The organism is Pseudarthrobacter lactosi (assembly GCF_055412785.1).
The window spans coordinates 23000-46988 of record NZ_JBVAYS010000006.1 but is presented as its reverse complement, the minus strand read 5'-3'; the positions used below and the strand labels follow the sequence as shown (position 1 = coordinate 46988).

General features: G+C 66.0%; 20 protein-coding genes and 1 pseudogene. 2 read left to right on the top strand and 19 right to left on the bottom strand.

Annotated elements, in window-relative coordinates; translation table 11 throughout:
- Positions 1 to 11 precede the first annotated feature (11 nt).
- The 9 genes and pseudogenes from allB to ACZY0Q_RS19240 form a co-directional block, all read right to left on the bottom strand.
- The gene (allB, locus tag ACZY0Q_RS19280) at positions 12 to 1373 is read right to left on the bottom strand and encodes an allantoinase AllB (RefSeq protein WP_104063485.1); all 1362 of its coding nucleotides are present in this window, start codon (positions 1371 to 1373) and stop codon (positions 12 to 14) included.
- Positions 1366 to 2553 (bottom strand): glycerate kinase, encoded by a 1188-nt coding sequence (locus ACZY0Q_RS19275; protein ID WP_463919244.1) that lies wholly within the window; start codon positions 2551 to 2553, stop codon positions 1366 to 1368. Before ACZY0Q_RS19275 ends, allB begins: the two co-directional genes overlap by 8 nt.
- Positions 2554 to 2578: 25 nt before the next feature.
- Positions 2579 to 4357, bottom strand: a complete 1779-nt coding sequence (gene gcl, locus ACZY0Q_RS19270) for a glyoxylate carboligase (RefSeq protein ID WP_463919242.1) — start codon at positions 4355 to 4357, stop codon at positions 2579 to 2581.
- Between the two features lie 130 nt (positions 4358 to 4487).
- The gene (locus ACZY0Q_RS19265; RefSeq protein WP_463919240.1) at positions 4488 to 5561 is read right to left on the bottom strand and encodes a 2-hydroxy-3-oxopropionate reductase; all 1074 of its coding nucleotides are present in this window, start codon (positions 5559 to 5561) and stop codon (positions 4488 to 4490) included.
- The gene (locus tag ACZY0Q_RS19260) at positions 5479 to 6279 is read right to left on the bottom strand and encodes a hydroxypyruvate isomerase family protein (RefSeq protein ID WP_463919239.1); all 801 of its coding nucleotides are present in this window, start codon (positions 6277 to 6279) and stop codon (positions 5479 to 5481) included. Before ACZY0Q_RS19260 ends, ACZY0Q_RS19265 begins: the two co-directional genes overlap by 83 nt.
- Before the next feature lie 178 nt (positions 6280 to 6457).
- Positions 6458 to 7812 (bottom strand): annotated as a pseudogene (locus ACZY0Q_RS19255) (LssY C-terminal domain-containing protein).
- 211 nt (positions 7813 to 8023) lie between these two features.
- On the bottom strand, positions 8024 to 8509 hold the full coding sequence (locus ACZY0Q_RS19250) for a hypothetical protein (RefSeq protein WP_463919237.1): 486 nt from the start codon (positions 8507 to 8509) through the stop codon (positions 8024 to 8026).
- A gap of 400 nt (positions 8510 to 8909) precedes the next feature.
- The gene (locus ACZY0Q_RS19245; RefSeq protein WP_463919236.1) at positions 8910 to 9086 is read right to left on the bottom strand and encodes a CsbD family protein; all 177 of its coding nucleotides are present in this window, start codon (positions 9084 to 9086) and stop codon (positions 8910 to 8912) included.
- A gap of 135 nt (positions 9087 to 9221) precedes the next feature.
- Positions 9222 to 9863 (bottom strand): NADPH-dependent F420 reductase, encoded by a 642-nt coding sequence (locus ACZY0Q_RS19240; RefSeq protein WP_463919234.1) that lies wholly within the window; start codon positions 9861 to 9863, stop codon positions 9222 to 9224.
- Between the two features lie 87 nt (positions 9864 to 9950).
- Here ACZY0Q_RS19240 and ACZY0Q_RS19235 point away from each other — a divergent pair, with 87 nt between their 5' ends.
- Positions 9951 to 10883 carry a threonine/serine dehydratase gene (locus ACZY0Q_RS19235; RefSeq protein WP_463919232.1) on the top strand — a complete coding sequence of 311 codons (933 nt, stop codon included), beginning with the start codon at positions 9951 to 9953 and terminating at the stop codon, positions 10881 to 10883.
- 4 nt (positions 10884 to 10887) lie between these two features.
- On the opposite strand, the gene ACZY0Q_RS19230 is transcribed toward ACZY0Q_RS19235, so the two are convergent.
- The 9 genes from ACZY0Q_RS19230 to ACZY0Q_RS19190 form a co-directional block, all read right to left on the bottom strand.
- Entirely contained in the window at positions 10888 to 11664 is a 777-nt protein-coding gene (locus tag ACZY0Q_RS19230; RefSeq protein WP_463919230.1) for a carbonic anhydrase, read from the bottom strand.
- Positions 11665 to 11833: 169 nt separating this feature from the next.
- Positions 11834 to 12565 carry an amino acid ABC transporter ATP-binding protein gene (locus ACZY0Q_RS19225; protein ID WP_463919229.1) on the bottom strand — a complete coding sequence of 244 codons (732 nt, stop codon included), beginning with the start codon at positions 12563 to 12565 and terminating at the stop codon, positions 11834 to 11836.
- The gene (locus tag ACZY0Q_RS19220) at positions 12565 to 14070 is read right to left on the bottom strand and encodes an ABC transporter substrate-binding protein/permease (RefSeq protein ID WP_463919227.1); all 1506 of its coding nucleotides are present in this window, start codon (positions 14068 to 14070) and stop codon (positions 12565 to 12567) included. Before ACZY0Q_RS19220 ends, ACZY0Q_RS19225 begins: the two co-directional genes overlap by 1 nt.
- Positions 14071 to 14107: 37 nt before the next feature.
- The gene (gene hutG, locus ACZY0Q_RS19215; RefSeq protein ID WP_463919225.1) at positions 14108 to 15103 is read right to left on the bottom strand and encodes a formimidoylglutamase; all 996 of its coding nucleotides are present in this window, start codon (positions 15101 to 15103) and stop codon (positions 14108 to 14110) included.
- Complete coding sequence (locus ACZY0Q_RS19210; RefSeq protein ID WP_463919223.1) at positions 15100 to 15855, bottom strand: IclR family transcriptional regulator; 756 nt, start codon at positions 15853 to 15855, stop codon at positions 15100 to 15102. Before ACZY0Q_RS19210 ends, hutG begins: the two co-directional genes overlap by 4 nt.
- A gap of 201 nt (positions 15856 to 16056) precedes the next feature.
- Positions 16057 to 16869, bottom strand: a complete 813-nt coding sequence (locus ACZY0Q_RS19205) for a bifunctional allantoicase/(S)-ureidoglycine aminohydrolase (RefSeq protein WP_463919221.1) — start codon at positions 16867 to 16869, stop codon at positions 16057 to 16059.
- Positions 16870 to 16879: 10 nt separating this feature from the next.
- A complete protein-coding gene (locus ACZY0Q_RS19200; RefSeq protein ID WP_463919220.1) occupies positions 16880 to 18157 on the bottom strand; it encodes a DUF6986 family protein in 1278 nt (425 codons plus the stop codon).
- Between the two features lie 3 nt (positions 18158 to 18160).
- Positions 18161 to 19774, bottom strand: a complete 1614-nt coding sequence (aceB, locus tag ACZY0Q_RS19195; protein WP_463919218.1) for a malate synthase A — start codon at positions 19772 to 19774, stop codon at positions 18161 to 18163.
- Positions 19775 to 19791: 17 nt separating this feature from the next.
- Positions 19792 to 21192, bottom strand: coding sequence for an NAD-dependent malic enzyme (locus ACZY0Q_RS19190; protein ID WP_463919216.1), 1401 nt, complete (start codon positions 21190 to 21192; stop codon positions 19792 to 19794).
- A 220-nt stretch (positions 21193 to 21412) separates the two neighbouring features.
- Between ACZY0Q_RS19190 and ACZY0Q_RS19185 the strand changes: the two genes are divergently transcribed.
- A complete protein-coding gene (locus ACZY0Q_RS19185) occupies positions 21413 to 22168 on the top strand; it encodes an IclR family transcriptional regulator (RefSeq protein WP_463919214.1) in 756 nt (251 codons plus the stop codon).
- Positions 22169 to 22411: 243 nt separating this feature from the next.
- On the opposite strand, the gene ACZY0Q_RS19180 is transcribed toward ACZY0Q_RS19185, so the two are convergent.
- Positions 22412 to 23917 (bottom strand): nucleobase:cation symporter-2 family protein, encoded by a 1506-nt coding sequence (locus ACZY0Q_RS19180; protein WP_463919212.1) that lies wholly within the window; start codon positions 23915 to 23917, stop codon positions 22412 to 22414.
- Positions 23918 to 23989 lie beyond the last annotated feature (72 nt).

Here is a 23989-nt window from a genome sequence, read left to right as displayed (position 1 = left end):
CGCGCTGCGCCTCAGACGCCGCCGCGGCGGATCAGTTTGCCGCTGGGCGTGCGGCCGTCGATCTCGTTGCCGCGAAGGAACGTCTTGCGAACCACGCCGGAGAGCGCCTTGCCGTCGTAGGGCGTGATGGGGTTCTTGTGCTTGAGCTTGGTGACGTCCACGACGAACGCGTCGTCCGGCGCGAAGATGGAGAAGTCCGCGTCGTAGCCGAGGGCCAGTTGGCCCTTGTTGTGCAGGCGGGCCAGCGCGGCGGGTTTCTCGGCCATCCAGGACACCACCTGTTCAAGGGTGATGCCGCGGTGCCGGGCCTCGGTCCAGATCAGCGAGAGCCCCAGCTGCAGAGACGAGACGCCGCCCCAGGCTACGGCGAAGTCGCCGTTTTCCAGGTCCTTCAGGTCCAGGGTGGAGGGGGAGTGGTCCGAGACGATGCAGTCGATGGTGCCGTCCTGGAGGCCCTTCCAGAGCAGTTCGCGGTTGGAGGCCTCACGGATCGGCGGGCAGCACTTGTAGGCGGTGGCGCCGTCGGGGATTTCCTCGGCCATCAGGGTGAGGTAGTGCGGGCACGTCTCGACGGTGAGGTGGACGCCGTCGCGCTTTGCACTCGCGATCATGGGCAGCGCATCGGAGGACGAGAGGTGCAGGATATGGGCGCGGGCGCCGGTCCAGCGGGCGCGCTCGATGACCTCGGCGATGGCCTTGTTCTCGGCGCCGCGCGGGCGGGATGCCAGGAACGTTTCGTAGTGGTCGCCGCCGGGGTGCGGGGCGCGGTCGATCGCGTGGGAGTCCTCGGCATGGACGATCATCAGGGAGTCGAAGGACTTGAGCTCGGCCATGTCCTCCTCCATCTCGTCCGCTTCGAGGTGCGGGAATTCGTCCACGCCGGAGTGCAGCAGGAAGCACTTGAAACCGAACACGCCCTCGTCATGCAGGCCGCGGAGGTCCTTCTTGTTGCCCGGTACGGCGCCGCCCCAGAAACCGACGTCCACAAACGCCTGGTCCTCAGCCACCTCGCGCTTGAGCTTGAGGCCTTCCACCGTGGTGGTGGGCGGGATGGAGTTCAGCGGCATGTCGATGATGGTGGTGACACCGCCCGCGGCGGCTGCGCGGGTGGCGGAGGCGAAGCCCTCCCACTCGGTGCGGCCGGGCTCGTTGACGTGGACGTGCGTGTCCACGAGGCCGGGGATGAGGGTTTCGTCGTCGGCCAGGTCAATGACCTGCGTGCCGGTGAGGCCGTTACCGAACGGTTCGATGGCGACGATCACGCCGCCGCGGATGCCTACTTCGCGGGCGGTGATTCCTGCGGTGGTGAGGATGCGCTGGCCGCGGATGACCAGGTCAAACGAGCCGGCCGCCGGGGTGGTTTCTTCAGACATGGACGTTCTCCTTGGTGTCGGTACGCGCTGCACTCGCAGGCAGATGCACGCCGATGTGCTTACCTAATTCTTCAAGCAGCGGGCCTGCTTCGGCCATACATTTCTCTACATTGGACTCAAAATCGGTTAGTGCATGAACCGTCCTGAACCCGGCTTCCGCGAGCTGTTCCTGGCTCAGCGTACTGCGGCCGCAGACGGCAATCACCGGGATTCCGGCACGCGCCGCGGCGCGGGCCACCCCCATGGGCGTCTTGCCGAGCAGGCTCTGCTCATCCAGGCTGCCTTCGCCAGTGATCACCAGGTCCGCGCCGGCCAGCCGCTGCTCCAGTTCAGTGAATTCGAGTACGACGTCGATGCCCGGCCTGCGTGCCGCGGCCAGCGCCGCGATGGCAATGTAGCCGACGCCGCCGGCTGCTCCTGCGCCGGGTGCGACGGCGGCCCGCTCGGCACGGATGCCGATCTCGCCGGCGAGGACGATGATGAAGTTCGCCAGGGCTGCGTCGAGGGCGATGACGTCACTCGGCGTCGCGCCCTTCTGCGGTCCGAAGATCGCGGCGGCGCCGCTGGGACCCAGAAGGGGATTGTCGACATCGGACGCCAGGGTGAAGCGGGATTCCTCCAGCCGGACGTCCAGGCCGGAGAAATCGATCCGGTCCAAGCGGGCCAGGGCGGCACCGCCGCCGGGGAGTTCGTTGCCCTCTTTGTCGAGGAAGACCGCGCCGAGGCCCTGGAGGACGCCTGCGCCGCCGTCGGTGTTGGCGCTGCCGCCGACGCCGAGGATTATCTGCCGGCAGCCCAGGTCCAGGGCGGCGCGGATCAGTTCGCCTGTGCCCAGGCTGGTGGCGGTGGTGGCCGTTCCGGAGTCCGGGGCGCCGCCTTCTACGACTGAGGGCAGCAGTGCAAGGCCGGAAGCTGCGGCCATTTCGATCACGGCCTCCCGGCCCCGGACCGCGAAGTCGGCCCGGACCGGCTGGCCCGTGGGACCCGTGACGGTGGCGGTCCGGCGGGTGAAGCCGGAGCCGACGGCGGCGTCGAGGGTGCCCTCGCCACCGTCGGCCACCGGAATGAGTGTGGTCTCAAGGCCCGCCACAGCTGACTGCAGACCCGCGCTCAGGCGGCTGGCGACGTCGGGGGCGGACAGGGAGCCCTTGAACTTGTCCGGGGCGATGACCACACGCATTCCGGTACCTCCTCTCGGTTCTTACTTAGTCCAGCAGGGCGATGATCGAAGTGGGGGCGTCCTCGCCGCGGGCGGCGAGCTCCTCGAACTCGTTCACGGCGTTGATCTCAACGCCCATGGAGATGTTGGTGATCTTTTCCAGGATCACTTCAACCACCACGGGAACTTTGAACTCGCCCATCAAGGCCTTGGCTTTGTCGAACGCGGCCGGCAGGTCTGCCGGGTTTTCCACGCGGATGGCCTTGCAGCCCAGGCCTTCGGCCACCTTGATGTGGTCCACGCCATAGCCGTTTGTTTCCGGGGAGTTGATGTTCTCGAACGCCAGGGACACGTTCTGTTCCATCTCGAAGCCACGCTGGGACTGGCGGATCAGGCCCAGGTACGAGTTGTTCACCACCACGTGGATGTACGGCAGGTTGAACTGCGCGCCCACGGCCAGCTCTTCGATCATGAACTGGAAGTCGTAGTCACCGGAGAGGGCAACCACGGTCTCGTCCGGCTTGCCGCGGACCACGCCCAGGGCGGCCGGGGCGGTCCAGCCCAGGGGGCCTGCCTGGCCGGCGTTGATCCACTTGCGCGGGCCGAACACGTGCAGCATCTGTGCGCCGGCGATCTGGGACAGGCCGATGGTGGACACGTAGGTGGTGTCCTTGCCGAACGCCTTGTTCATTTCCTCGTACACACGCTGCGGCTTGATCGGCACGTTCTCGAAGTGCGTCTTGCGCTGCAGGGAACCCTTGCGTGCGGTGCACTCTGAAACCCAACCGGAGTAGTCCGGCAGGGACTTCGCTGCCTGGCGCTCGCGTGCCAGCTCAATCAGCCCGTCCAGCGCCGCACCGGCGTCGGACGCGATGCCCAGGTCCGGTGAGAACACGCGGCCGATCTGCGTGGGCTCGATGTCGATGTGTACGAACTTGCGGCCGGCCGTGTAGGTGTCCAGGCCGCCGGTGTGGCGGTTGGCCCAGCGGTTGCCGATGCCGATCACGAAGTCGGAGGCCAGCATGGTCTCGTTGCCGTAGCGGTGGCTGGTCTGCAGGCCCACCATGCCGGCCATCAGGACGTGGTCGTCCGGGATGGTGCCCCAGCCCATCAGCGTGGGGATGACCGGAACGTTCAGCAGTTCGGCCAGTTCCACCAGCTGCGCGGAGGCGCCGGCGTTGATGATGCCGCCACCGGCCACGATCAGCGGGCGCTCGGCGGCGGTCAGCATGTCCAGGGCCTTTTCCAGCTGCTTGCGGCTGGCCGTGGGCTTCTGGACCACGATGGGCTCGTAGGCGTCGATGTCGAATTCGATCTCGGCCATCTGCACGTCGAAGGGCAGGTCCAGCAGGACCGGGCCCGGACGGCCCGAGCGCATCAGCTGGAAGGCCTTCTGGAAGGCGCCCGGAACCTGGCCCGGTTCCATGATGGTCATGGACATCTTGGTGACCGGGGCGGCGATGGTCTGGATGTCCACGGCCTGGAAGTCTTCCTTGTGCAGCTTGGCCACGGGGGCCTGGCCGGTGATGCAGAGCATGGGGATGGAATCGGCCCAGGCTGCGTAAAGGCCGGTGATCATGTCCGTGCCGGCGGGGCCCGAGGTGCCGATACAGATGCCGATGTTGCCATCCTTGGCCCGCGAGTAGCCGTCAGCCATGTGGCTGGCGCCTTCAACGTGGCGGGCCAGCGTGTGGCGGACGCCGCCGTTCTTCCGCATGGCCGAGTAGAACGGGTTGATTGCCGCGCCTGGCAGGCCGAACGCCTCGATGGCGCCTTCCTTTACCAGGATCGCGACGGCAGCGTCAACGGTGCGCATCTTAGTCATTGTGTACTCCTTGTAAGTCTGTTTTGGGTGCCCGCTGGGGGCGGAATTTGGGTGTAGTGGGGGAGCCGCCGTCGTGATGTACGACGGCGGATCACCGGTTTGCTTGTTGTCCGGCTACTGCCGGAGGTGCTTACTTGCGGCCGCTGAGCTGGAGGACCTGCTTGAAGAGTCCCGAGTGGTCGAGGCCGCCGTCGCCCTGGTTGACGGTTGCGGCGACAAGTTGTGCGACGACGGCGCCGAGGGGGACGGCAACGTTGGCTTCGCGGGCCGCGGAGGTGACGATGCCGAGGTCCTTGTGGTGGAGGGCGAGGCGGAAGCCGGGGTCGAAGTTGCGGTCGAGCATCTTCTGGCCCTTCTGGTCGAGGACTTTGGAACCGGCCAGGCCGCCGCCGAGGACCTTGAGGGCCGCGTCGGTGTCCACACCGTAGGCCTCGAGAAAGGCGATTGCCTCGCCGAGGACCTGTATGTTGACGGCCACGATCAGCTGGTTGGCTGCCTTGACGGTCTGGCCGGAACCGGACGGGCCGACGTGGACGATGGTCTTGCCGACGGCGTTGAGAACGTCCTGGGCTGCCTCGAAGTCTGCTGCCTCACCGCCCACCATTATGGAGAGTGCGGCGTTGATGGCGCCCTGTTCACCGCCGGAGACCGGGGCGTCGAGGGGGCGGATGCCGGCTTCGTTGGCGTCGTCGGACAGGCGCTTGGCAACGTCCGGGCGGATGCTGCTGGCATCGATCCAGAGGGTGCCCTTCTTCGCATTGGCGAAGACGCCGTCCTTGCCGCTGACTACGCCTTCGACGTCGGGGGAGTCCGGCACCATGGTGATGACGACGTCGGCGTCCTTGACGGCATCCGCGATGCTCGTGGCACCCTGGCCGCCTTCGGAGACGAGCTTGTCGATCTTGTCCTGGCTGCGGTTGAAGCCGGTGACGGTGTGGCCGGCCTTGACCAGGTTGATGGCCATGGGGAGGCCCATGATTCCGAGTCCGATGACTGCAACGTTGCTCATTGTGGTTCCTTTACTGAAAGTCTGTTGGTGGTGCGGATGCCGGTGCGGGTGGCTGGGCCCACGCCCGCCGGGTTCCCTGGCCGAGCTTGCGAGGTTAGGGTGCGGGTGGGGACTAGTTAGCGACGCGCTGGCGGATGGCCCAGGCGAACGCGGTTTCCGCGGGTTCCTTGTACTCGAGGCCGATGTAGCCGTCATAGCCGAGTTCGCGGCTGCGGGCGATCCATTCGCCGAGGGGAAGCTCACCGGTTCCGGGAGCCCCGCGGCCGGGGTTGTCGGCAATCTGTATGTGGCCGAAGTCTTTGGCATGCTTTTTGATGACGGCTGCGACGTCGTCCCCGTTGACTGCCAGGTGGTAGAAGTCCGCGAGGAGCTTGATGTTCTCGGCGCCGGATTCCGCCTTGACGCGGGCGATGACCTGGAGTGCGTCATTAGCCGTGAGGAGCGGGTACTTGGGGGCGCCGCTGACCGGCTCGAGGAGGACGGTGCCGCCGATGCCCGCGACGCCGGCAGCTGCCGCGGCGAGGTTCTCGGCGCCGATGGCATCCTGCTTCTCGGCCGATTCGCCGTCGATGCGGTTGCCGTAGAGGGCGTTGAAGGCCTTGCAGCCGAGGCGCTCGCCGATGCCGGCAACGACGTCGATGTTGTCCAGGAATTCGGTGGAGCGGGCGGGCCAGGAAACCAGGCCGCGGTCACCGCCCGGCATGTTGCCGGCGTTGAAGTTCAGGCCCGTGAGCTGGACGCCTGCATCCTTGATGGCGTTCTCAAACCCGGTGACCTGGGCGTCGGTGGGGACGGAGGTCTCGAAGGGCCACCAGAACTCGACGGCGTCAAAGCCGGCAGCCTTTGCGGCTGCGGGGCGCTCGAGCAGGGGGAGCTCCGTCAAGAGGATGGAGCAGTTCACTGTGTACGTCATCGTAGGTCCTTCCGAGGAGGGGCTTTGATCTAACTTCCCGGCCGCTTCGCTCTTTCAGTTTCCGCTTTGTGGAATTTAGATTCTGCTTTATGAAAAGTTTAGGGAAGGTGGGGGCGGGAGTCAAGAGGGGTGCTGGGATGGGCGGGTGCTCAAGGGCGCCGGTGGGACTTGCCGCAGCTCAGAACGCTGCGCGGCCGCCGGGACGATTCGAATCCCGTTTGGGCTCCTTGCGGTCCCGCCGCGCGTAGATGCGGGCCCTTTCGCTGGAGAGGGCGAGGATCAGCAGGATGTCCAGGGTGAGGCCGGGCAGGTTTGCCTCAAGAGTTGCCAGGGGGCCACCGTTCACCACGTCGATGGCCTGGATGGTGATGGCTGCCGTGCTCAGGGCCATGGCGGTGACTCGGGCCCGGTTGCTGCCCAGGAAGACGAACCAGGCCAGTAAAAGTTCGCATAACGCAACGAGGCCCACGAAGCACAGTCCTGCGTAGAGGACGATCTCAGCTTGAGCGGCCGTCCAGCCCGGGCCGTCGTCGGATTCGATGCTGATGCCCTGCAGCAGATCGTCCGGGGACAGGAAACCGGACACCACCGCGATGACGGCGGCAACTGCCCGTGCACCCGCGAGAACTGCCCCTACGATGGTGGGCGCCGGCCGCTTGTTTCGGCTGTCGCTGGGTGAATGTTGGGCCGGCCCCAGGGCAGCAGTGATGAGTCTCAGATCCACGATGGGAAGGTCCCCGTCGGTGGTGATGCTATCGCCTCCGCCGTTGCGGGTGTGGTATCCGGTGGAAAAGTCGCGAAGCACCTCCACCTTCGCCGCGGGATCGGTCTTGACGATGTTTGAGACGATGTGGTCGCGTTCGGTATCAGTGTTCTCGTCGATCTTGTGGGTGATCTGCAGGGTGAATAGCGAGAATCCGACGCTCCGGTCATAGGTCCCGGCAGCCAGCCAGTCCACCGCGTGCCCGCCCGGAAGCAGCCAGCCGGGATAGCAGCGCCAGAACCGGACGTGGTGGCGCCTGCCCGGATTCCCGTCCACCTCCTGCTGGTAGGCAAAGTCCTGCTGGCGCCCGAAAAGCATAAGCGGACTCACCGGCGCCTCGTCGTAGCTGCGCCGCAGGATGGTGGAGGTCACGATCCGCCAGCTGCTGGCGAGCGTCACGTCGTCGGCGATGGTCCAGCCCGCCCGGCGCATCACGGAGTGGATCTGGGCTTCGGAGCCGAGCAAGGCTACATTGACGGGATCGCCAAGCAGGCCGTCGCTGGTCCGGGCCCGGCCGATGAAATAGTCCGGGACGTAAATGCGGGTCAGGATGCGGTGCAGCCGGGGCAGCACCAGGTACGCAGGAGGCCCCAGAAAACAAAGGTGAACCAGATCTGCGACCAGCCCCATTCGAAGCTGAGCCGCAGCAACAAGTACGACAACCACACGGCCGAGACGCCGCCGACCAGGAAAAACAAACGGTCCCAAGCGGTGTCCAACACCGCACGGGAAACGCCGATTCCAGGGACGTTCAACGCAGCCTTCGGCATGGGCGAAATCCTACTGGAGCCGATGATGCCCGGACAGGGGCTGGCGCTGCTCCAGCCCCAGGCCACCACCGTCCCCTGCGCGGTCATGGGTTCCGCGGCCTGTGACCACCACCATGACGATGTAGGCGATTGCCGCGGCACAGCGAAGAGCCAGGGGTATGCGCCCCTGGCTCTTGTGCCCATGGATCGTTTTCGAGCGGCCTGGCCCGCGTTAATCCACTGTAAGTGTCCCGCTCTTCTTCCAGTCGGACCATTTACCCACGTGGCCATTGCGGTCTTCAACTGCGAACGAGATCTCATGGAAGACCCTGTCGCCTTCGTCAATGTGCCGCGGCAAGTAGTGAGTGTCGTTAATGCGGCGATCCCAGCGGTCGACCTTGTACTCATGCTCGTAGGAGGCGAACCTCTTATCATCGCGGCGGTCTTCGTAGAGTCGCTGTTTGACGTGGACGGTCTTTCTCCCGTCGTCACAGTCAACGTTAATCCTGAAGTTCACCCGGTTACCCCGCTCATTCTCAGGAGTACCGGGGCTGACCTTACATCCATTTCTGGAATCACGGTCACGGTCACTGTTGTAGTCAGCCGAGGCCGGGGCAGCCATTGCCACGGAACCCCCGAGCAAACCCAATGAGAGGGCCGGAACCAGGGCGATCTTTGCCCTGATTGAACGGGTTTTCGTTGTTGGAGTGATGGACATTTCTTGCTCCTATTACGGATACGATTCACTAATTTTTGGACAGCGTTGAGCCGACGCGACTGAGCTAAATGTCACGATTGATCAGTGTGGCGGCCGCAGCCTGCCCTTCCCATTTTCAACAGCACGCCCCGACTGTGCGGGGGGCTAGACTCCGGATTCATTCTGATTGTTGTGATCAGATCCGGTAGTTCCATCCTGCGCCTGCCTTTGGCCCAGCGCTAGGACCACGGCTACCCTTCTTGCAGGTTTTTCGAGAGTCAGCCAATGCATTGCCGGCGTCACAGCGGGCTTGGATCTGGTCACTCCAGCAACGCCACGAGCTCGGCCTCGGAGTAGTCGCTGGCGGGGCAGAGAGGAACGGGCGGCTCCTGGCAGAGCCGCCCGTTCGATTAATCGAATTTTAGTGCCGCTTGAAGGCGTGCCTGATCTTGTCGCCGGCTTGCTTGAGGTCGGCCCGAACTGCGCGGGCCTTTCCTTCGGCCCTCATGCGGTCGTTGCCGCTGACCTCGCCGGCGGCCTTCTTTCCCTTGCCGTGCAGCCTCTCCGCGGCGTTGTGGATCCTGTCACCCAAACCCATTGCGGTCCTCCTTGTGGCGCGGCCCGTGCAGCTGATTGCTGCAACTGCCGCCACTTAATTGTAGAAACGAATGGCCCCCACGGCACCACGAATTTTGACCTGGTTCGGGAGCCGGCCCGGAGCCGGCCGCCACCGTCAGATGGTCCGCGGCGCCTTGGCCAGGTTCTCGCTGAGTTCAGCAGCGGTCTGCCGCGCCACATACGCCGGACGGTCCCGCTCCGCGCGCCAGCTCTCGGAGAGCGGCCCGATGTTCACGGTGTCGAAGCCGAACTCGTCATACAGCTTCGTCACGAGCTCGCTGGCCTCGGGGTAATTGCTCGCGGTGGCCAGGGCACGGCGGTTCGGCGTGCCGGCAGGGGTGCCGTCCGTGGTGATTTCGCTGTACCGGATGTGGTTGAAGGCCTTCGCCACCTTGGATGCGGGCAGGTGTTCCTGCACCAGTTCGGAGGAAGTGGCTTCGAACGCGTCGAGTGCCGGAACATGGCCGTCGCGCTCCCAGTAGTAGTTGCCGGTATCGATCACGATCTTCCCCGCGAGCGGCTCCACGGGGACGCTCCCGAGGCTCCTGAACGGGACGGTCACGACGGCGAAATCGCCCGCCGCTGCCGCGTCGGCCGGCGTCGCGGCCCGGGCATGCGGTCCCAGCTCCGCCACTAGTGCGGTCAGCGTTTCCGGGCCGCGGGAATTGCTGATTACTACGTCGTAGCCGAGTTCGATCGCTTTGCGCGCCACCTGGCTGCCGATGTGTCCTGCTCCGATGATGCCGATGGTTGTCATATCCGGGGCAACACCGGCGCTGGTAGGGATATTTCGCGCGATAGCCTGAACGTTGAAGCCAGCCCCATCCGGAACGAGGATTTCCCCATGATCACACGCACCGACGTCGACGAAGCCGCTGCCCGGATTGCCGGGAGGATCCGCGTCACGCCCGTGCTGCAGGCAGACCCCGGCCAGTTCGCCGGCGAGGTGTGGTTCAAGTGCGAGTTTATGCAGCACACCGGCACGTTCAAGGCCCGGGGCGCGTTCAACCGCGTCCTGGCCTGCCGGGAGCGCGGCGAACTGAAGGACGACGCGGGCATCGTGGTCGCCTCCGGCGGCAACGCCGGCCTCGCCAACGCCTACGCCGCCGCGGAAGTGGGCGTCCCGGCTACTGTGTTCGTCCCAGAGGCCGCCCCGGCCGTGAAGGTCAAGAAGCTCTGGGCCATCGGCGCCAACGTGGTCCAGCGCGGCGCCGAGTACTCCGAGGCGTACAACGCCGCGGTGGCTTATGCCGCCGAGACGGGCGCGGTCTACTGCCATGCCTACGACCAGCCCGAGATCGCCGCCGGCGCCGGGACCATCGGAACCGAGCTGCTGGAGCAGCTGGGTGACGTGGACACCGTGGTGGTGGCCGTGGGCGGCGGCGGGCTTATGGCGGGTGTCGCGGCCGCCGTGGAGGGCCGGGCCAAAGTGGTGGGCGTCGAGTCCGAATCCACGCCCACCCTGCACGCCGCGCTCGCGGCCGGAACCCCCGTGGACGTGGCCGTCTCCGGGATCGCCGCCGACTCCCTGGGAGCCCGGCAGATCGGCCGGATCGGCTTCGAGGTGGCCGTCCGTACCGGCGTCCGCGCCTTGCTGGTCTCCGACGAGGACATCGTGGCCGCCCGCTCCCTGCTCTGGGAGCAGTACCGCATCATCGTGGAGCACGGCGCGGCCACGGCCTTCGCCGCCCTGCACTCCGGCGCCTACGTCCCTGCGGCCGGGGAACGCGTGGCCGTGATCCTCTGCGGCGCCAACACGGACCCCGGCACGGTCTGAGGCCCTACTGGTCGACTACAACGGCGTCCCTGCCGTTGAGCGGCTGGACGGCCCGGTTGTTGCCCGTGTGCGCCGCACGCAGGGTTGCGAGCTGCCCGGCGCCCAGTTCAACGGGGGTCCCAAGGAGCAGCCACCGTACGCCTTCCGAGCAGGGCGGCGTGGTCAGGCTGCCGTCGTACGCGACATGATCCAGCGACTTCGGAAACAGCGCCGGGAAGTCCACGACGCCGGCTGCCACCTTCTGCCCGTCGGCTGCGGCAGGCACACCGTCGGTGAATGGCGCCCACGCCGCATTGGCGTCCCCCTCCGTGGCGAGGATCCCGACGACGGCCAGCCCGCCGTCGTCGGCCTGGTGGACGAAGTGGAACTCGGCATCGTAGCGGACACCCTCCAGCGTGTGCTCGGACGGGGCGTGGAAGTGCATCTGCTTGAAGTCGTACTGCTTGCCGCCCACCGTGATTCCCTGGGCCGTGCGGGCGCGCAGTTCGGTGGTGTGGCCGTTGTCCGTCATCTCGCCCTCCGAAGCCGAATAGGCCAGGGTGAGCGGCGCCGGGGTAAGGCCGGAACCGCCGTCGATGTCGATGGGGGACTGGGCGGTGCCGGAAGAGCAGGAGCCAAAATCGGAGCTCAGCGCGCCCCAGTGTTCGGGGCCGTCGGCACCGTCGTAGGACCAGGCATGGGGTGCTGCGGAGGCAGACGGCGATGGTGCCGCGGCCCCGGCCGCGGACTTGCCGCAACCGGTGATCAGTGCCAGCAACCCCAGGCCGGATCCAACTAGCAAAGACTTCCTGGTCATTATTGTGGCGCCGCGCATGTCCATCCTTCGGGTCGTGTAGGTCCGCACCGGAGAGCCCGGACGGACCTACGACGACTATCACGGGGCCCGGTGGCAGGTCTTGTCACAGAGGCTCACCGCAGGATGTGACCACAGCCCCGGAGGGGTCAGGGGGTTACAGAACCTTTTCCAGGAACGACCGGATGCGCGGGTTGGTGTTGCTTTCGGAGAAGAACTCTTCCGGCGGAAGGTCGGCGGCGATCCTGCCGCCGTCGATGAACACCACACGGTCAGCCACCTTGCGGGCAAAGCCCATTTCGTGGGTGACCACCACCATGGTCATGCCGTCGGCGGCGAGGCCGGCCATCACATCCAGGACGTCATGGACCACTTCGGGGTCCAGGGCGCTGGTGGGCTCGTCAAAGAGCATCACCTTGGGGTTCATGGCCACGGCGCGGGCGATGGCGATGCGCTGCTTCTGGCCGCCGGAGAGCCGGTTCGGGTAGACGTGCGCCCGGTGGGTCATGTTGACCTTTTCGAGCAGTTCCATGGCGCGTGCTTCCGCGTCCTTCTTGCTGAGTTTGAGGACGTCCATCTGCGGAAGCATGACGTTCTTCAGGGCCGTCATGTTGGGGAACAGGTTGAACTGCTGGAACACCATGCCCATTCGGGAGCGCAGGCGGTCCAGGTCCACCTTCGGCGCCAGGAGGTCCTCGCCGTCGAACACCACATGGCCGGACGTGGGCGTCTCGAGGAGGTTCAGGCAGCGCAGGAAGGTGGACTTGCCGCCGCCGCTGGGGCCGATGACGGCGACAACTTCGCCGGGCTCGATGGTGAAGTCGATGCCTTTGAGGACGTGGTGGTCACCGTAGGACTTGGTGATCTCTTTCGTTTCCAGGAGTGCCATTAGATGTAAACCGCCATCTTCTTCTCGATTGCGTTTGCGGCCAGGCCGATGATGTTAGTGAGGACGTAGTACACCAGGCCGATGAAGACGTACACGGTCAGTGCATCGAAGGTGCGGGAAATGATGGTCTGGCCCACCAGGAACAGTTCGCTAATGGTCACGAAGGACACCAGTGCTGAGTTCTTGGTCAGGGAGACAAACTCGTTGCCGAGCGGCGGGAGCATGCGCAGGAAGGCCTGCGGGATGATCACGTGGCGCAGCGCGGAGGCGGAACTCATGCCGCAGGACCGGGCGGCCTCCATCTGGCCCTTGTCCACGGACTGGATGGCGCCGCGGACGATTTCCGTGACGTAGGAGCCGCTGTAGAGGCCCAGGGCCAAGATGCCGGCCACCATCGGCGAGAGCTGGATGCCCAGCTGTGGCAGGCCGAAGTAGATGAAGAACAGCTGGACGATGAACGGGGTACCGCGGACCACGGAGACGTAGACCTTGCCGATCCAGCGGATGGGCCGGATGTGCGAGAGCTTGGCGAAGCCGCCCAGCATGCCGAACAGCAGGCTCAGTGCCAGCGAGAGGGCGATGATCTGCAGTGTGGTTCCAAGGCCCTGCATCAGCGGGCCCCAGGAATTGGTGATCGATGCGACGTTGAAGATGCTGCGTTCCTTGGTGGGCCCGGTGGCGGTGCTGGATTCGTCGCCGAACCACTTGGAAGAGGCCTTGGTGAAGTCGCCCGAGTCCTGCATGCCCTTCAGCGCCGTGTTGAAGGCTTCGCGGATGTCCGAATCGCTCTTCTGGAATGCGAAACCGTAGTTCTCGTTCGTCAGGCGGTCGCCGACCTGCTTCAGGCCGCCCTGCTCGTGGATGAAGTACCGGCCACCGGGCTGCCCGGTGACCACGGCGTCAGCCTGGCCGAGCTTGACCGAGGAGAACATCTGGTCGTTCGTCTGGACCTGGACCAGTTCGGCCTGCGGCTGGTTCTGGCGCAGCCACTCCACGGACTTGGTGCCCACCTGCACGGCCACCTTCTTGCCGGCGAGGTCGGCGAGCGTCTTGACGGTGTCGTTGGACGTGGAAACGAACATGCCCAGGCCGCCGGGGTAGTAGATCTCGGAGAAGTCCACCACCTTGGCGCGTTCGGGGCTGATGTAGATGGCGGAAGCGCCGACGTCGATCTGGTTTGCCTGCAGCGCCGGGACAATGTTGCCGAACGGCATCTGCACGAACTCGACGTTCTTGATGCCGGACTTGGCGGCCAGGTCCCGCACCACGTCGATGTCGAAGCCGATCTTGGTGCCGTTGGCATCGGTGAATTCGAACGGCGGGAAGGAAGCGTCGGTGCCGACCTTGAGAGTGGTCTTGCCGGAACGCAGGTCTGCCAACTTGCCGGCGGACGGGGTTGCCGGAGTCGTCTCGGCCTGGGCTGCCGGTGCGGCCAGCCCGAGCAGCGCGGCCAGAACGGCGGCCGTCGTGGCAGCCCATCCGAATCGCGGGAATCGGTTCTTCATGTGTGCTCGTTTCTGGGGAGGGAAAGCGGACGTCCGGCTACGCATGCCGGTGTCCGGATCGCTCTGTGGCGATGGTGTGGATGAGCCGTGCGGCCGTGCGGGCCGTGCGGGAGTCGACGTCGAACCTGGGGTTCAGTTCGACGACGTCGACGACGGCGAGCTTGGGAGAGCGGGCCAGTTGCCGGCATACGTCCAAGACGACGGAGAGGGGAGCCCCGTACGACGCCGGTGCGCTGACACCGGGGGCGACGTACGCGGGGAGGACATCGAGGTCGATCGTCAGGTAGAGGATGTCCACGGAGTCGATGAAGTCCTGCGTGAACTGCCGGACCTGCTCAGCCCTGGACTCGGTGCATTCCTCGTCCAGGAGGTATGTGACGCCGAGTTCCCGGGCTGTCTGGAACAGGGCCTCGGTGTTGCCGGGCTGGCTGATGCCCACCACTGTGTAGTGGAAGCCGTGGCCCAGGGCCTGCTCGGCCTCGGCCACCTGCCGGAACGGGGTGCCCGACGACGGGACCGCCTCGGCGCGGAGGTCGAAGTGCGCGTCCAGGTTGATGATGCCGAGGCGGCGTTCATCGGTGACCTTGCTGGCGCGCAGGCCCGTGTAGGTGCCGAAGGCGGTTTCGTGGCCGCCGCCCAGGATGACAGGCAGGTGGCCTGCGTCCAGGGCCTGGCGGACGGCCGCGCCGAGGCGCTCCTGGCCGTCCTCGAGGTTTCCGTCCACAACGCTGGTGTCGCCAAGGTCGTGGACCAGGAGGTCCGCCGGGGCCGCCATGGGTGCGAGGGCGGAGCGGATGCTTGCAGGGCCGTCGACGGCGCCGACCCGGCCTTTGTTTCTACGGACGCCTTCATCGCTGCGGAATCCCAGGATGGCGATCCCGGCAGCGCCGGTCTGGACAGCGCCGGTCTGAACAGCGCCGGTTTGGGCACTGCCGGCCTGGGCCGTGTTCACTGCGTGGTGCCAGCGCCGGTGTTCGGGGCCGGGGCCGTCGTCGCGGCCCGTCCAGGTGTGCTGGATGGTGGGGTTGGTCATCGGGATCCTTCTCCATGTCCGAGCGCCAAGGCGGCGTCACGGGTGCTTGCTATGAGTTGCTTTTCGCGCCGGATCGCCCTGTCCGCGGGGGCCATGGTGCTGACGGCACCCAACAGCTGGCCGCCGCCGTCGAACACGGGGAAACTGACGCCCCAGACGCCCGCATCCACGGCCCCGTAACTGAGCCCGAAGCCGCGGTCCTGGACGATCTGGAGCTCGTGGTTCAGGTTCTCCACGTCCTCCTGGCTCAGTCCGAGCCCGGCCACGATCCCGCTCTGCTCCTCGCGGTTCAGGTGCGCGAGCAGGGCCATTGCGCTGGCGCCCTTGAGCAGGGGGAGTGAGCGGCCCGGCGAGTAGCTGCAGCGCAGCATCTGGGGGCCTTCGATGGCATCCACGCACAGCGCCTCCGCACCGCGGACCACCAGGTAGGCGGCCAGTTCCTGGGTCTCATCCGAGAGCAGCTGTAGCTGCTCCGAGATACGCCCCTTGACCATGGCTTCCTGGTGGAAGTTGGCGGCGAGGCGCAGGGTTTCCGGGCCGGCGCTGTACTGGCCGCGGCGCCTGGTCTGCGCCACCAGCCCGGACTGCACCAGGAGTGCCAGGTGACGGTACACGGCGCTGGTGGGGATGCCCGTCGTTTTGGTGATCTGGGCCGCAGTCAGGGTCCGGTGCCGCGCGAATTCGAGCAGGATGTCAACGAACCGCGAGGCGTTGCCTTCCAATATCACGGAATGGCTCGGATCTGTAGGCATGGCACCGACGTTAGTGGCTGGAATCACAGACGACCTTAATGTGTTCCCATGCTGTGGGAATTTATTTTCCGCGGGGTGGGAATGGCCCGTTAAACGCGAAATGCCGGAACCGTGTCCGGGTCGCTGGAAAGTTGCAGCGACCGGGAGGGGTTCCGGCGATTTCGGCGGCCAGCCCGTATAAAGGCGGCCGGTAAACGGTGCCTAGGTGAGACGGATCTGGCGGTTCATGTCCTTGTACAGCAGGTAGCGGAACTGGCCGGGTCCGCCGGCGTAGCAGGCCTGCGGGCAGAAGGCGCGCAGCCACATAAAGTCTCCGGCCTCCACCTCAACCCAGTCGTTGTTGAGCAGGTACATGGCCTTGCCCTCCAGCACGTACAGGCCGTGCTCCATGACGTGGGTCTCCGGGAACGGGATGACGCCGCCCGGTTGGAAGGTCACGATGTTCACCTGCATGTCGTGGGCCAGATCGCTGGAATCCGTGAAGCGGGTGGTCTTCCAGGCGCCGTCGGTATCCGGCATCGCGGTGGGTTCCACCTCGGCATCATTGGTGACGAAGGACTTGGCCTCGTAACCCTCGAGCCGCTCGTAGGCCTTGCGGATCCATTGGAAGGAGACGATGTCGTCCGAGACGTTTTCCAGGCCCCAGGTGGAACCGGCAGCCAGGTAGGCGTAGCCGCCTTCCTCGAGCTGGTGCAGTTCGCCGTCGAGCGTCAGGTTGACCTTGCCCTGGGTGACAAAGACGACACCTTCGACGCCTGCCTCGAACTCGGCCTTGGGGGCGCCGCCGCCGGGGCCGATCTCAACAATCAGCTGGGAGAAGGTGGTGGAGAAACCGGAGATCGGGCGGGCGATGATCCAGGACCGCGTGTTGGTGAAACCGGGCAGGGTGCTGGTCACGATGTCCGTCATCACGCCCTTGGGGATGACAGTGTAGGCCTCCGTGACGATTGCCCGTTCCGTGGTCAGGTGCGTCTGCGGCGGCAGGCCGCCCTGCGGGGTGTAGTACTTGCCCATCATTGGATCCTTACTTCGAAGTGGAGTGTGCCAACCGCGGGTGCGCCAGTGCGGTCAGCTGGGAAAGTTCGACGGCGGCGAGCGCATGGACCTCTTCGGTCCCCACTGCGCCGCATTGGACGCCGCGCAGGACGAAGGCGGCCAGGGCCCGGGCGGTGGCGGGTTCGTCCATGACCCCGCCTTCGGTGCGTTCCACATAGTTGCGCAGCCGTGCCGCGGCGGCTGGCAGGCCCTCGCGGTAGAACGCATAGGTGGCGGCGAAGCGGCTGGGCAGCTGGGCGGCGTGCAGGTCCCAGCCCTGGTAGTAGCCCCGCTCCAGCGAACGGCGGACAAGGCGTCCGTGCAGCTTCCAGGCATCTTCGACGGCGTCGCCCACCGGGATGATGTTGGTGGAACCGTCGGAGAGCCGGATGCCCGTGCCGGCGACGGCCAGCTGCATGACTTCCTTGGCGAAGTCCGCCACCGGGTGCTCCATGGACTGGTACTCGGCCGAGATCTGCAGCGACGCGGAGTAGTCGTAGGTGCCGTAGTGCAGGGCGCTGATGCGTCCCGGAACCACGTGCGGCAGCTGCGCCACGGGGGAGGTGCCGTCCGGTCCGAGGATCAGCTGCGGCGTTTCCACCTGCACCTCGAAGCGGAGCCGGCCGGCGGGAAGCCCGTGGACTGCCTCCAGCCGGGACACCGCGAAGTCCATTGCCTGGACCTGGGCCACGGTGGTGACCTTGGGCAGGGTCAGGATGAGCCCGGCAGGAAGTTCGCCGGCCTGCGCGAGCGTGGAGACAAACAGGTCAAGGGTCTTCAGGCCGCGGGCCCGGGTGGGCGCCTCGAAGCACTTGAACCGGATGCCGATGAACGGCGGCGCGGTGCCGGCGGCAACGGCTTCGCTGACAGCCCGGGCCGCGGCAACTGCGGCCAGGTCCTCCGCTTCCTCGCCGCGGTCGCCGTAGCCGTCCTCGAAATCGAGGCGGAGGTCCTCGATCGGTTCGCTTTCGAGCTTCGCCTGGACCCGTTCGGCGACGGCGGCAGCCAGCTCCGGCTCCTGGCCCAGCAGCGCGCCGAGCTTCTCGAGCCCGCCGTGAGCCTCCGCCGTCGTGAGCGCCTGGGCGCTCCAGTCGGCAGCGAACGACGGCGTGAAACGGTCCGCCGGCACGTACACGGTGTGCACGGGCTGGCGGGTGCCGTCGTCGCCCGGATAATTGTGTTCCAGCAGCTGGTCAGTGGCGGCCAGCTGTGCGTCGATGGCGGCGAGGTCCGCCGCTGAGAGCGACGGGGTGGGGGAGACCGCCATGGCTCAGCCCACCAGTTCGTAGGCCGGGGTGGTGAGGAAGTCCGTGTAGTCCTCGGACAGGCAGATCTCACTGATCAGCTTGCTGGCCGGCTGGTAGTACCGGCGGAACGCCTCGTCCCCGAATTCGGTCCGGAGCCGTTCCGTTTCCTCGCCCAGGATCTTCTCCACGAGTTCGCGGGTGACTGTGTTCCCGGTGTCGGCCAGGACGGACTTGTTGCGGATCTGCTGCCACACCTGCGAGCGGGAGATCTCCGCGGTGGCGGCGTCCTCCATCAGGTTGTGGATGGCCACGGCGCCGTTACCGGAGAGCCAGACGGCGGTGTAGGCGACGGCGACATACAGGTTCAGCCGCAGCCCGCCTTCGGTGACCTGGCCGTCGGCCGAGGCGATGTCCAGCAGCTGGTCGGCCGTGACCGAAACCTCGGGGCGCTGCTTGTCCAGCTGGTTGGGGCGGCCGCCGTTTTCCGGGTCGCCCAGCACGCCGTCGAACACCTCGCGGCAGGTGGGGACCAGGTCCGGGTGGGCCACCCAGGAACCGTCGAACCCGTCGTTGGCTTCACGGGTCTTGTCCGCGCGGACCTTGGCGAAGGCGGCCTCGGTGACCTCGGGGTGCCGGCGGTTGGGGATGACCGCGGCCATGCCGCCCATGGCGAAGGCGCCGCGCTTGTGGCAGGTCTTCACCAGGAGCTCGGTGTAGGCGCGCATAAACGGTGCGGTCATGACCACCGAGGCGCGGTCAGGGAGCACAAACTCCTCGCCGGCATCGCGGAAGTACTTGATGATGCTGAACAGGTAGTCCCAGCGCCCGGCGTTCAGGCCTGAGGCGTGGTCCCGGAGTTCGTAGAGGAACTCGTCCATCTCGAACGCGGCCGGGATGGTCTCGATCAGCATGGTGGCGCGGACGCTGCCCTGCGGGATGCCGAGGAAGTCCTGCGCGAAGACGAACACTTCGTTCCAGAGCCGCGCCTCGAGGTGCGATTCCATCTTGGGCAGGTAGTAGTACGGGCCGTGGCCGTTGAGCAGCAGCTGCTTGGCGGTGTGGAAGAAGTGCAGGCCGAAGTCCACCAGCGCACCCACGGCGGGTTCGCCGTCGATCAGCAGGTGCTTCTCCGGCATGTGCCAGCCGCGGGGACGGGCCACCACGACGGCGAGTGGAGCGTCGGTGCGGAGCTTGTACTCCTTGCCTTCGGGCGAGGCGAAGGCCAGCGTGCCGGTTGCGGCGTCACGCAGGTTCAGGATGGAGTCGATGACGTTGGGCCATGTGGGCGTGCTGGCGTCCTCAAGGTCCGCGAGCCAGACTTTGGCGCCGGAGTTCAGGGCGTTGATGGCCATTTTGGCCGGCGTGGCCGGGCCGGTCATCTCCACGCGGCGGTCCTGCAGCGCTGCGGGCGCCTCGGCAACCTTCCAATCGCCGTCGCGGATTTCCTGCGTCTCCGGGAGGAAGTCCAGACGGCTGGTGCGGGCGACGCCGTCGCGTTTGGCCTGGCGGGCTTCGAGCAGTTCGTTGCGCGTGCCGGCGAAGCGCTGGTGCAGCTCCTCCAGGAAGGCCAGGGCCTTCGGGGTGAGGATCTGTTCCGCGCGGTCGACCGGCTGGCGGTCAGTGACAGTGATAGCCATATTCGTAAAGTCCTTATCTAGAGAGCGCGGGCTTCGTTTGCGTGCGCAGCGGCCGCAACCGCGGCAGCCACATCGGCGGCAACATGGGGATCGAAGACGCTGGGGATAATGTAGCTCGCGTTGAGCTCATCGTCAGCTACCCGGTTGGCAATCGCGTCTGCGGCGGCCACCAGCATCTCCGGCGTGATGTCGCTCGCCCCGGCGTCGAGCAGGCCCCGGAAGAAGCCCGGGAAGGCCAGCACGTTGTTGATCTGGTTGGGGAAATCGCTGCGGCCCGTGGCCACCACGGCGGCGTGCCTGGACGCGATGACGGGGTCGATCTCCGGCGTCGGGTTGGCCATGGCGAAGACGATCGCGTTCTCGGCCATGGCGGCAACCTGCTCTTCGCCGATCACGTGCGGGGCGCTGACACCGATGAAGACGTCGGCACCGGTCATGGCTTCGTGCAGGGTTCCGGAGAAGCCTTCCTCGTTGGTGTTCGCGGCAATCCAGGCGCGGTGCTCGTCGTCGTACTCCTTGCCCGAGTGGATGGCTCCGGAGCGGCCGGCGGCAACGATGTGCTGCGCGCCCTGGGCCTTGAGGAGCTGGATGATGGCAGAGCCTGCAGCACCCACGCCGGAGACAACAATGCGGACCTTGGAGAGCTTCTTGTCCACCACACGCAGGGCGTTGTGGAGGGCTGCCAGGGTGACGATCGCGGTGCCGTGCTGGTCGTCGTGGAAGACGGGGATGTCGAGTTCGTCGCGCAGGCGCTTCTCAATTTCAAAGCAGCGCGGCGCAGCGATGTCCTCAAGGTTGATGCCGCCGTAGACGGGGGCCATGGCCTTGGCGATCATGATGATTTCCTCGGTGTCCTGGGTGTCCAGGCAGACCGGCCAGGCGTCGACATTGGCGAACTGCTTGAACAGTGCGGCCTTGCCCTCCATGACGGGCAGGGCCGCGGCGGGGCCGATATTGCCCAGGCCCAGGACAGCCGAACCGTCGGTGAGGACGGCGATGGTGTTGCGCTTGACGGTCAGGTTGCGGGCCGCCGACGGGTCCTCCGCGATGGCGAGGCAGACGCGGGCGACGCCGGGGGTGTAGGCACGGGACAGGTCGTCACGGTTGCGCAGGGCCACCTTGGGGACTACCTCGAGCTTGCCGCCGAGGTGCATCAGGAAGGTGCGGTCCGAGACGTGCTGGACCGTGACGCCGTCGAGCGCGTTCAGGGCGTCCTTGACGCGGGCGGCGTGGTCGTCGTCGGTGGTGTTGCAGGTGACATCCACAACCAGGGTGTCGTGGTGGGATTCCGTGACGTCAAGCGCCGTGATGGCCGCGCCGGCTGCGCCGACGGCGGCAGCGAGTTCACTCGTGGCGGTGAAGCTCGACGGCGCCGCGACGCGCAGGGTGATCGAATTTCCGGGGCTCGGGTTCGCCATTGAATTTCCTCCTCGTTGGGTCCGTCGCCGGACCGTTCGTGCAACCGAATGTTTTCGTATTATGGATATTATTATCTACAAAGTGGAAATGCAACCCCTTGATGGTCATGTTTGGAGACATCGCCCGGGGCCTGGTTGTGCTGTATGTTGAGTGTTCTAAGCAACTCTTTTCACGATGTGGATAAGAGATGTCAGAATCTGAGCCATAGGAGACAACGGAATGGCTGAAAAAGCCTCCGGAGGCGTGCAGTCCGTCGAGCGCGTCTTCGAACTGCTGGAACTCATCACAGACGCGGGCGGTGACGTGACGCTCAGCGAGCTCTCCTCCTCCACGGATCTGCCCCTTCCCACCATCCACCGCCTGCTGCGCACCCTGGTCTCGCTTGGCTATATCCGCCAGCTGCCCAACCGCCGTTACGCGCTGGGCCCCCGGCTGATCCGGCTTGGCGAAGGCGCCAGCAAGCAGCTGGGAGCCGTGGCCCGCCCGCAGCTGAAGAATCTCGTGGAGCGCCTCGGCGAAACCTCCAACATGGCTGTACTGGATTCGGACATGGTCATCTACGTGGCCCAGGTACCTTCCCTGCACTCCATGCGAATGTTCACCGAGGTGGGCCGCCGCGCCCACACGCACGACACCGGCGTGGGTAAGGCGATCCTGGCCCAGCTCGACGACGAGGTGGTGCGCGGCATCGTGGCCCGCACCGGCATGCCCACCCCCACGGCCAAGAGCATCGGCGACATCGATGCCCTCCTCGCCGATCTCAAGCTGATCCGTGAACGCGGCTACTCCATCGACGAGGAAGAGCAGGAGCTCGGCGTGCGCTGCTTCGCGATGGCCGTGCCCAACGCGCCCACCCCTGCGGCCATCTCGGTCTCCGGGCCGATCAGCCGCGTGGACCAGAGCTTCGCCGACCGCGCCGTGCCGCTGCTGCGCCAGGCAGCGATGGCCATCTCGGCGGAGCTCAACCAGAACTGACCCGACCGCCGTCGTGCGTCCCTGCGCACGCACACACCAACGCTCGCACAACCAACGCACGCACAAATCAACGCACGCACAACCAACGCACGCGCATGGCGCGAACGTACACTTGTGGCCCTCTCCTTTAGCGCGAACGTACACTTCAGGCCCTCTCCTTTAGCGCGAACGTACACTTGAGGCCCCGGAATCCGTGGATTTGGGGCCTCAAGTGTACGTTCGCGCTGTTAGGTGGGGGAGACGCTAGTGGTCAGACTTCGACGACGACTCCACCGGGACTACCTTGCCCTCGGCGTCGATCAGCTTGCCGCCCTCGAAGCGGTCGCCGTCGGCAAGGCACTTCAAATCAGCGTCGGTGACCACCCGGGCAGTGCCGGCAACAAATACCGACTGGTTCTCCGAGTTGCCGGCCTTCAGGTGGTTGAAGAGCAGGTTCAGCACGATGGCCATCACGGCCGCGGAGCTGATGCCGGAGTGGAAAATGGTGGAGAACCAGGACGGGAACTGGTCGTAGAAGGCCGGTGCGGCGATCGGGATCATGCCGAACCCGATGGACGCGGCCACGATGATCAGGTTCATGTTGTTCTTGTACTCCACCTTGGACAGGGTGCGGATGCCGCTGGCGGCCACCGTTCCAAAGAGTACGACGCCGGCACCGCCCAGGACGGGTGTGGGCACCGCCGCGACTACCCGGCCCAGTACGGGCAGCAGCCCGAGGACCACCAGGATCACGCCGCCGGCGCTCACCACGAAGCGGCTCTTGATGCCGGTGATGGCCACCAGGCCTACGTTCTGGGCGAAGGCGCTCTGGGTAAAGGAGCCGAAGAGCGGCGAGATGGCGCTGGAAAGCATGTCGGCGCGCAGGCCGTCGCCGATGCGCCGGGAATCGACCTTGGTGCCCACGATCTCTCCGACGGCGATGATGTCTGCTGAGGTTTCAGTCAGGGTCACCAGAATGACGATCAGCATGGAGATGATCGCGGCGATGTGGAACGTGGGCGGGCCGAAGGCGAACGGAGTGGGGAACGCGACGATCTCGCCCTGGCCCACCTTGGAAAAATCAGCCATGCCGGTGACGAAGGCGATGACGGTCCCGATGATCATGGCCAACAGGATGGACAGCCGCGAGATGGTGGCGCTTCCGACCTTGCTGAGCAGCAGCACAATCCCCATGGTGGCGGCGGCCAGGCCGATGTTCGCCATGCTGCCGTAGTTCGGTGCCTTGTTGTTGCCGCCCATGGCCCAGTTGGCGGCCACCGGCATCAGCGTCAGGCCGATGGTAGTGATGACGGTGCCCGTGACCACCGGCGGGAAGAACCGGATGATCTTGGAGAACAACGGGGTGATGGCCAGGCCGATCAGCGAGGCGACGATGACCGAGCCGAAGACGGACTGGATGCCCCCGCCGCCGTGGACGATCGCCACCATGGTGGAGACTCCGGCGAACGAGACGCCCTGGACCAGCGGCAACTGCGAGCCGAAGAACGGAATGCCCACGGTCTGCAGGATGGTGGCCAGGCCGCCGACAAACAGGCAGGCCGCGATGAGCAGGCCGATGTCCGTTGAGGACATGCCGGCGGCGGCTCCGATGATGAGCGGCGGGGCGATGATGCCGCCGTACATGGTCAGGACGTGCTGGAAGCCGTAGGCGAAGCTGCTGCCTATGGAGAGGCGCTGGTCTTCGGGACGGTCAGAGGGCTGGCGGCCGGCCTTGGCGGCCAGGCTGGGGGACTTTTTCTTGAAGTTCACGGCAGACTTTCTGGTTCATGGCAGACATCTTTGTCTGGCTAACGTTGTCTGGCTAAGAGATTTGGGGCCTGG